Genomic DNA, 7,455 nt, shown 5'->3' with positions numbered 1-7,455 from the left:
GGGTGTGGCGGCGCTGGCGTCGGCGCGCCGCCCTGCCCCCACGCCGACGCCGGACGCCCGGTCGTTCGGCGACGGAGCGGCGGTGCGGTTGCCCGACGGCAGTACCGCGATGGCGCCGAACAAGGTGGCCGGGGACGCGGTGCGCCACGCGCTGACCCAGCTCGGCGTGCCCTACGACTGGGGCGGGACGACGCCGGGGGTCGGCCTGGACTGCAGCGGCCTCACCCAGTGGGCGTACGGGCAGGCGGGGCTGGACATCCCGCGGTTGGCCCAGGAGCAGGACATCGGCGCGGCCGTCGACGCCGGTTCACTGCTGCCCGGAGACCTGGCGGTCTGGGACGGCCATGTGGCGATGGTGGTCGGCGACGGCACGATGATCGAGGCGGGCGACCCGGTGCAGCTGTCGGCGATCCGAACCACCAACGCGGGTCAGGGTTTTCAAGGCTTCTGGCGGCCGACTGCGTGAGCCGCGGCAGATGAAGCCGTCAACGGTTGAGCCGGTGCACCGCCGCGGCCAGCTCGCCGAACAGAGACAGCTCTGCCCGCAGCGGAGAGAGGACGAACTCCTCGCCCACCGCCTCGACCCGCCGGCCCAATTCGGCGGTCGCGCGCCGCCTGCGACGGGCCGCCCCAACGGCCACGAAAGGTCTGATCAGTACTCGGAGCGCCAATCCCGACGCGAGTCCTCCGACGAGCAGCACCGTCGGCCATGCGAACGGCCCGAGTGAGGGCGCGTCGAGACCGATCTGCAGGTACGCCAGCACTGCGAGCAGCCCGAGCCACACGCCGCCCGCGACTGCGGCAGCGAGTAGCGCCCACTGGACCGCCCCGACCAGACGCCACCACCGCGGTGGCCGATTCGTCCCGAGGTCGGCACCGCCGACCGCCCGGTCCAGTGCATCGGGCACCGCCCCGGCTCGTGACTTCGCCGCTTCGAGCAGCATTCGCGGCCATGGCGCCGGTAGCCCGCTCGACGCGGTGTCGGCAAGCGAGCGGACCGCGCTGTCCACTCCCGCCCGCGATGCCGCGGAAGCCGAGGGCAACGAAGTCCGGCGAAGGACTTCGTCCCCCATGCTGGACTGACCTATTCCCAATCGGCGCAACGGATCTGGCCGCAGGTGGTGTACCCACCGCAGCGGCGGCCAGCCAACCGCCGCGAGACCCCGCCGCTCATAGGCGCGGCCGACGGCACCGACGACGGCGGGAACCCCTGCGGCCCCGGCGAGGGTGTTCTGCAGCCGTCGCTCCGCGTCCCGCAGGGCCGGCACCGATCGGGGCGGCGGCACCAGCGGCGCGAGCCGTGCTGCCGTCGTGTCCAGATCCGCGCTCACCCGCGCCGTTCGCGCCTTGTGGTTCGCCACGGTCGCGACGAGAAATTCTCGCAACGGCGCGGCCCCATCCGGTGTCACCGCTGACGTCGCGAGCACCGGCACGCCGCCCAGCCCGTCCTCGGCCAGCAGGCGGTCGAGGTCTCGCACACAAGCAGCCACGTCGGGACTGGGCAACCGGTCCGACTGGTTGAGGGCCACCACCATCACGTCACGGTGTGCGGCCAGCGGGCGCAGGTAATCGTCGTGCAGAACTGCGTCGGCGTACTTCTGCGGGTCCAGTACCCAGATGAAGGCGTCGACGAGGCGGACCAGCCGATCCACTTCGGCCCGATGCGACACTTCGGTGGAGTCATGGTCGGGCAGGTCGAGCAGCACCAACCCAGAGAGCTCCGGAGCAGCTGACGCGTCGCCGTGCTGCCGGGACCGGATCTCCAGCCAGTCCAGCAGTTCCGTGGCGCCGTCGGGGCCGAAGACCACAGCCTGGGTGGCGGAAGTGGTCGGCCGCCGGACACCGACCTCGGCGAGCGAGGCCCCGGCGACGACGTTGAACAACGAGGACTTTCCGCTCCCGGTCGCTCCGGCCAGCGCGATGACGGTGTACTCACCCGACAACCGCAGCCGGCTGCCCGCCCGCTGGTCCAGGTCGCGCAGATCCGTCAGGACGTCGTCGGGCAGCCGGCCGGTTCCGAGGGCCACCACCGACGACAGCGCCGCCAGCCGATCGACGAGCGTCACTGCAGCACCCTCGCGACGCGATCGGCGGCCGCTCGCAGTTCATCACCCGACACCAGTGCCGACGCGGCACCCAGCACGTCGCCATATCGGGCGGCGTCTTGGCGCAGGAGACCGTCGACTCGAGCCAGTAGTTCGTCACGGGCCTGTCGGGCCAGCCCGCGGACGGCCTGCTCACCGAAGATCGCCTCGAGCACCTTCTGGCTGGCCACTGTGGTGCCTCCGGCCACCGCGATCTCGGCGCCGGTCAGTCCTGCCGTCTGGCTGAAAACCGCGAGCATGACGACCAAACCGGCACCGTTGACGCCATAGGACGCCAATCGCGCCCCCGACCGCTTCGACGCGCCTTCGGTACGGACCAGCTCGAGCACGTATTCCTGCCAGTCGCGGACCAGCCGTTCGACGGCCTCACCGAGCCCGGGGGCCGGCCGGGCCAGTTCGTCGGTCAGTAGCGGTGCACCGGCCTGGTGCCGCGCCCAGCAGCCGTAGGACAACTCAGCAGCCTCCTCGACTGCGGCCCGAATCACGGTCGCGATGCCGGTCTCCAACGCCTCGCCGAGCTCCTCGATCGGAGTGGACCGCCCGGTGACCGCCGCCACCACCCGGTCGCGGACCCGCCCCACCCGCGACTCCAACTTGCGTAGGAACTCGCCCGTGCCGACCACGTCCTGCCAGCGAGCCAGCACCTCGCCGCGCAGCAGCGCGCCGTCGCGAACCGCCTCGTCCACCCTCGCGAGCGCGCTGCTGTATGCCGACGACACGCACGACTCCAGCTGCGTGCGCACCGCCAACTGTCCGTCGGCCGCATCGGCCAGCGCGTACGTCCGTGGCGGCAGGCTGCGCAGCGCACCGTCGAGCGTGTAGCGCACCACCGCCGCCCGCTGCTCCGAGTCGGCCGTCAAACTGGCCAGCCACGAGCCGATGGGTGCGGTCGCCTTGTCACGCAACCTCCCGGCGCGTAAGCCCTGCTCGGCGATCACGAACAGCGGCGCGTCGCCCAAACCGTTTGCTGCCAGCATGTCCGACAGGTGTGCGGCCACATCCCTGATCGCCTCCTGCGGGCAACGGTTGAGCACGATGGCGATTGCGGTGCCACGGTCGCGGGCAGTGTGAAGCATCTGCCACGGCACCGCGTCGGCGTATCGGGCGGCGGTCGTCAGGAAGATCCACAGATCGGCGGCAGCCAGCAGCGTGGCCGCGAGCTCGCGGTTGGTGCTGACGACGCTGTCGATGTCAGGGGCGTCGAGCAGCGCGAGGCCGGGGCCGATTCCCGGGTGCGGCGCGAGGCGCAGGCCGTCCGGCCCGGACGAGCGCGGCAATTGCGGCAGGATCCGGTCATCGGTGAACCAGGCCAGGTCTGACGGGTGACACACGATCACTGGGCCTCGGGTGGTTGGCCGCAGCACACCGGCCTGGCTCACGTCGTCGCCGACCAGCGAGTTGATCAGCGTCGACTTCCCGGCGCCCGTGGAGCCGCCGACCACCGCCAACAGCGGGGCGTCGATGGTGCGCAGCCGGGGGATCAGGTAGTCGACCAGCTGCCCGGCCAGCTCCCGGCGGTCGGTTTCCGCCGGCCATGCCGACGGCGCCGGCAGCGGAAACGTCGTCCGCCCCAGCACTGCGCCCAGAGCAGCCACCGCGTCGATGAGGTCGACGGCTCCCGTCATCGCTTCAGCCTGCCCTAGATACGTCGCGAAGGCGGGTCGGTTCGCGCCAATAGGGTGCGCCGCCGCCATGTCATCGCCTGGCCCACGCATCGGGAGGAGCCGGCATCCGAAGGTCGGTCGAATTGCACCCTGTTGACCCGCCCGCTGGGGCGGGCGACCCGGTGCCGCTGTCGGCGATCCGAACGACGAACGCGGGTCGGGGTTTTCGGGGTTTCTGGCGGCCGACTGCGTGTGCGGGGGATGCAGCGGATCGCACCTGTGCGTCGAGACCCTGGGAAGGCGGTGATCCAGATGCCGACATCGGTCAGCCGTGCCGGGCGGCTTCCTGCGCGAGTTGTACGCGTGAGGCGAGTCCGAGTTTGGCGTAGACGTGGGTGAGGTGTGTTTGCACGGTGCGGGGCGAGATGAAGAGCCTTCTCGCGATGTCGTTGTTGGCGAGCCCTTCGCTGACCAGTCGTACGACATCGCGCTCGGTGGGGGTTAGCGAGGCCCAGCCGCTGCTGGGGCGTTTGCGTTCGCCACGACGGCGCCGGGCGTAGGCGACCGCTTCTTCGGTCGACAGCGCGGCGCCCTCGGCCCATGCCGATTCAAGGTCCTGCTCATCCAGTTCGTCGCGAAGCACCGCCGACGACAGCTCGAAGAAGACGTCGAAGATCTTGAAGCGGACGAGGCCCCCACGTTGCCGGATACCGTCTGCGGCGCCGAACAGCCGCGCCGCCTCGCGGTGACTGCCTGCGCCGACGGCGAGTGCCGCAAGGCACTCGAGAGTGTCAGGAACCACGCCGAACGCCCCACAACCAGCGGCGGTCGCAAGCGCATCGTGGGCGTCGCGGCCGGCCTGCTCGGGGTCGCCCTGCACGATTGCAACGCCCGCGCGTGTGGTCAGCGCCAGCGACAGGTGAAAGCCGCTCGTCGCCGCGACCGCGTCATCGGCCAAACGCCGGGCCGCGGTCAGGTCCCCTCGCGCAAAAGGTGCCTGTGCCGCGTAGGCAATCCAGATGGCAGCCAGTTTGGGTTGAAGGCTCAGATGGGGCAGGCCCGCCGCGATCGCATCGTCCGCCGCGGGGACGTCGCCCGCGGCGAGCATCGCGGCAGTGACGCCGACGTACGCCAGACCCGGGAAATACCCGCCGAGCCCCGCCGCGACCTCGACGGACGCGGAGGCGGACTCCCGTGCCGCAACCAGGTCCCCATGCCAGGCGAGCATGAGTGCCTGCATGAAAAGGGCACAGCATTGCCAGTACACGTCGTCGGCCGTCTCGGCGTCGGTGACCACCTCGCCCAACTGTGCGACGGCGCCGGCGACGTCACCGGTCATCCCCTGCGCCACAGCGAGACACCAACGGCACGCATGCGAGGAGAACGTGTCACCGATGGCGGCGGCGACATCGCGTCCTTCTTCGGCGGCCGCGCGTATCGCGACCGGATCACCCTCCATGGTCAGGCCGAACGCCTGCCAGCCCAGAATCTGACTGAGCCGCCAGCCGTCACCCGTCGCGCGAGCCAGAGCGATCGCCTCGGCGAAGTACGGCTCGGCAATCTCGCGGTCATAGACCGCGATGCCGGCGCAGGCACTCAGGACCCGGAGCAACAAGACCGGGTCGTCGACTTCCTTCGCGATCGCGAGGCCCCGCAGGACATCCTCCATGCTGTCGGTGGCACCCATGTGCGCGTTGAGCGAAGCCTTGTCGGCGAGGGCTCGCGCGCGTACCGCCGGCGCCACCGATTCAGGATCTCCGTTTCGGTCGCTGAGGGCGGCGTCGAACCAGGTCAACCCTTCCCGGATGCGGCCCCGTGCAAGCCACAGTGGCTGCAGTGACGACGCCAGCCGCGACGCGAGTTCCAGATCGGCGTTCTCGCAGCTCCACGCAAACGCAGCCCGCAGGTTGTCGATCTCGGTGTCGACCTGCTCGAGACGCCGCTCATGGCCGGTGCCGGCCGGGGTGTCGAGCCCGGCCGCCATGGCGGTGTAGTAGTCGCGGTGACGGGTCCGAACAGTGTGGGCCTGGCCGGACTCGCCGAGTTTCTCGAGCGCGTACTGCCGAACCGTCTCCAACAGCCGGAATCGCGTTCGGCCACTCGTGCTTTCGGCCACCACCAGGGACTTGTCGACGAGCAGCGTGAGAAGGTCGAGGATCTGAAAGCGTTCCACGGTCGCGCCACCGGCGACCATCTCCGCGGCGTCGAGGTCGAACCCGCCCACAAACACTGCCAGCCGAGCGAACGCCACCCGTTCGGGCTCAGTCAACAGCGCATGCGACCAATCCACCGAGGCGCGCAGGGTCTGCTGGCGGCGCACCGCGGTGCGTGCGCCCCCGGTCAGCAGCCGGAAGCGGTCATGCAGGCTGTCTCGGATCTCGATCAGCGACATGACGCGCACTCGCGCCGCGGCCAGCTCGATCGCGAGCGGCACGCCGTCGAGGCGGCGGCAGATCTCGACCGCTATGCCGGCGACGTCGTCGGTGAGCCGGAAATCGGGGCGGACCCGTTGCGCACGGTCGGCGAACAACTCGATTGCCTCGTCAGCCAGCGAGAGCGACGGCACCCGCCAACTCACCTCGCCGGCCACCCCGAGCGGCTCACGACTGGTCGCCATGATCGTCGCTGCAGCGCAATGGCCCTGGACGCCGGCCACCAACGCCGCGCACGCGTTCAGCAAGTGCTCACAGTTGTCCAGCACCAGCAGAATCCGGCGGTTTCCCACGAATCGCAGCAGCACATCCATCGTGGAGCTGCCTTGCTGGTCGGGCAGGCCAAACGCGCGGGTGACCGCGACCGGCACCAGGTCAGGGTCGGCGATCGGTGCCAGATCGATCAACCACACCCCGCCGTCGAATCCACCAGCGGCTCCGGCTGCCACCTGTACCGCCAGCCGCGTTTTGCCGACACCGCCTGCTCCGGTGAGCGTCACGAGCCGGTGTTCGGCCAGGATGTGCCGCACTTCGCTGATCGCGGCTTCACGGCCCACGAAACTCGTGAACTGCACCGGCAGATGCTGCGCCACAACGGTTCCCGGAGCTCGCAACGGCGGGAAATCGTTTCGGAGATCGGGATGGCACAGCTGCACCACACGTTCGAGGCGGGGCAGATCACGCAGCTGATGCGACCCGAGGTCGGTCAGCCAGGCATCGGCCGGCAGCCGATCATGCACCAGATCTTCGGTGATGCCCGACAGCACGGTCTGCCCGCCGTGGGCCAGATCGCGCAGCCGTGCGGTCCGGTTGATCGTCGTACCGATGTAGTTGCCCTCGTCGCGCAACAGCACCTCCCCGGTGTGCAGGCCGATGCGCAGCCTGATCGGGGCCAGCGGCGCTCGCTGCAAATCCACGGCGCACGCCACCGCATCGCTGGCCCGCGCGAACGCGACCACGAAGCTGTCGCCCTCGCCCTGTTCGACCGGCCGCACACCGCGATGAGCGGCGATGACTTCGCACACCACGCGGTCGAGCCGCGCAACAGCGGCCGTCATCTCATCGGGTTGGGTCTGCCAGAGCCGTGTCGAGCCCTCCACGTCGGCCAGCAACAAGGTCACTGTTCCGGTCGGAAGCTCGCTCACGCCCAGGTCGCTCCAGTTCAGAGGCGTGTCCGCCCGTCGCTCGATTCCGCTCATGCTAGCCAGCATGAGGCGGCCGAGCGCTGCGAACATCAGCGGAAACGCGTAGTTCGCCCGCTGCGCACCGCGGATCTGCGACCACCGAGCCCCGGCATCTACGTGTTCTGACCGA

At 70.1% G+C, this 7,455-nt stretch carries 4 protein-coding genes; 1 reads left to right on the top strand and 3 read right to left on the bottom strand.

Annotation, left to right across the window (positions count from 1 at the left end):
- On the top strand, positions 1-466 hold a 466-nt coding region (locus tag H7I41_RS12770), incomplete at its 5' end, for a C40 family peptidase (RefSeq protein ID WP_264012954.1).
- A gap of 19 nt (positions 467-485) precedes the next feature.
- On the opposite strand, the gene H7I41_RS12765 is transcribed toward H7I41_RS12770, so the two are convergent.
- From H7I41_RS12765 to H7I41_RS12755, 3 genes are all read right to left on the bottom strand, one after another.
- A complete protein-coding gene (locus H7I41_RS12765) occupies positions 486-2,066 on the bottom strand; it encodes a GTPase (RefSeq protein WP_264012953.1) in 1,581 nt (526 codons plus the stop codon).
- Positions 2,063-3,730, bottom strand: coding sequence for a GTPase family protein (locus tag H7I41_RS12760; protein ID WP_264012952.1), 1,668 nt, complete (start codon positions 3,728-3,730; stop codon positions 2,063-2,065). Before H7I41_RS12760 ends, H7I41_RS12765 begins: the two co-directional genes overlap by 4 nt.
- A 304-nt stretch (positions 3,731-4,034) precedes the next feature.
- Positions 4,035-7,352 (bottom strand): LuxR C-terminal-related transcriptional regulator, encoded by a 3,318-nt coding sequence (locus H7I41_RS12755; protein WP_372503736.1) that lies wholly within the window; start codon positions 7,350-7,352, stop codon positions 4,035-4,037.
- Positions 7,353-7,455 lie beyond the last annotated feature (103 nt).

This window comes from [Mycobacterium] manitobense, from assembly GCF_025821665.1.
Taxonomy (GTDB): Bacteria; Actinomycetota; Actinomycetes; order Mycobacteriales; family Mycobacteriaceae; genus Mycobacterium; species Mycobacterium arseniciresistens.
This window is presented reverse-complemented; position numbering and strand designations above follow the sequence as displayed.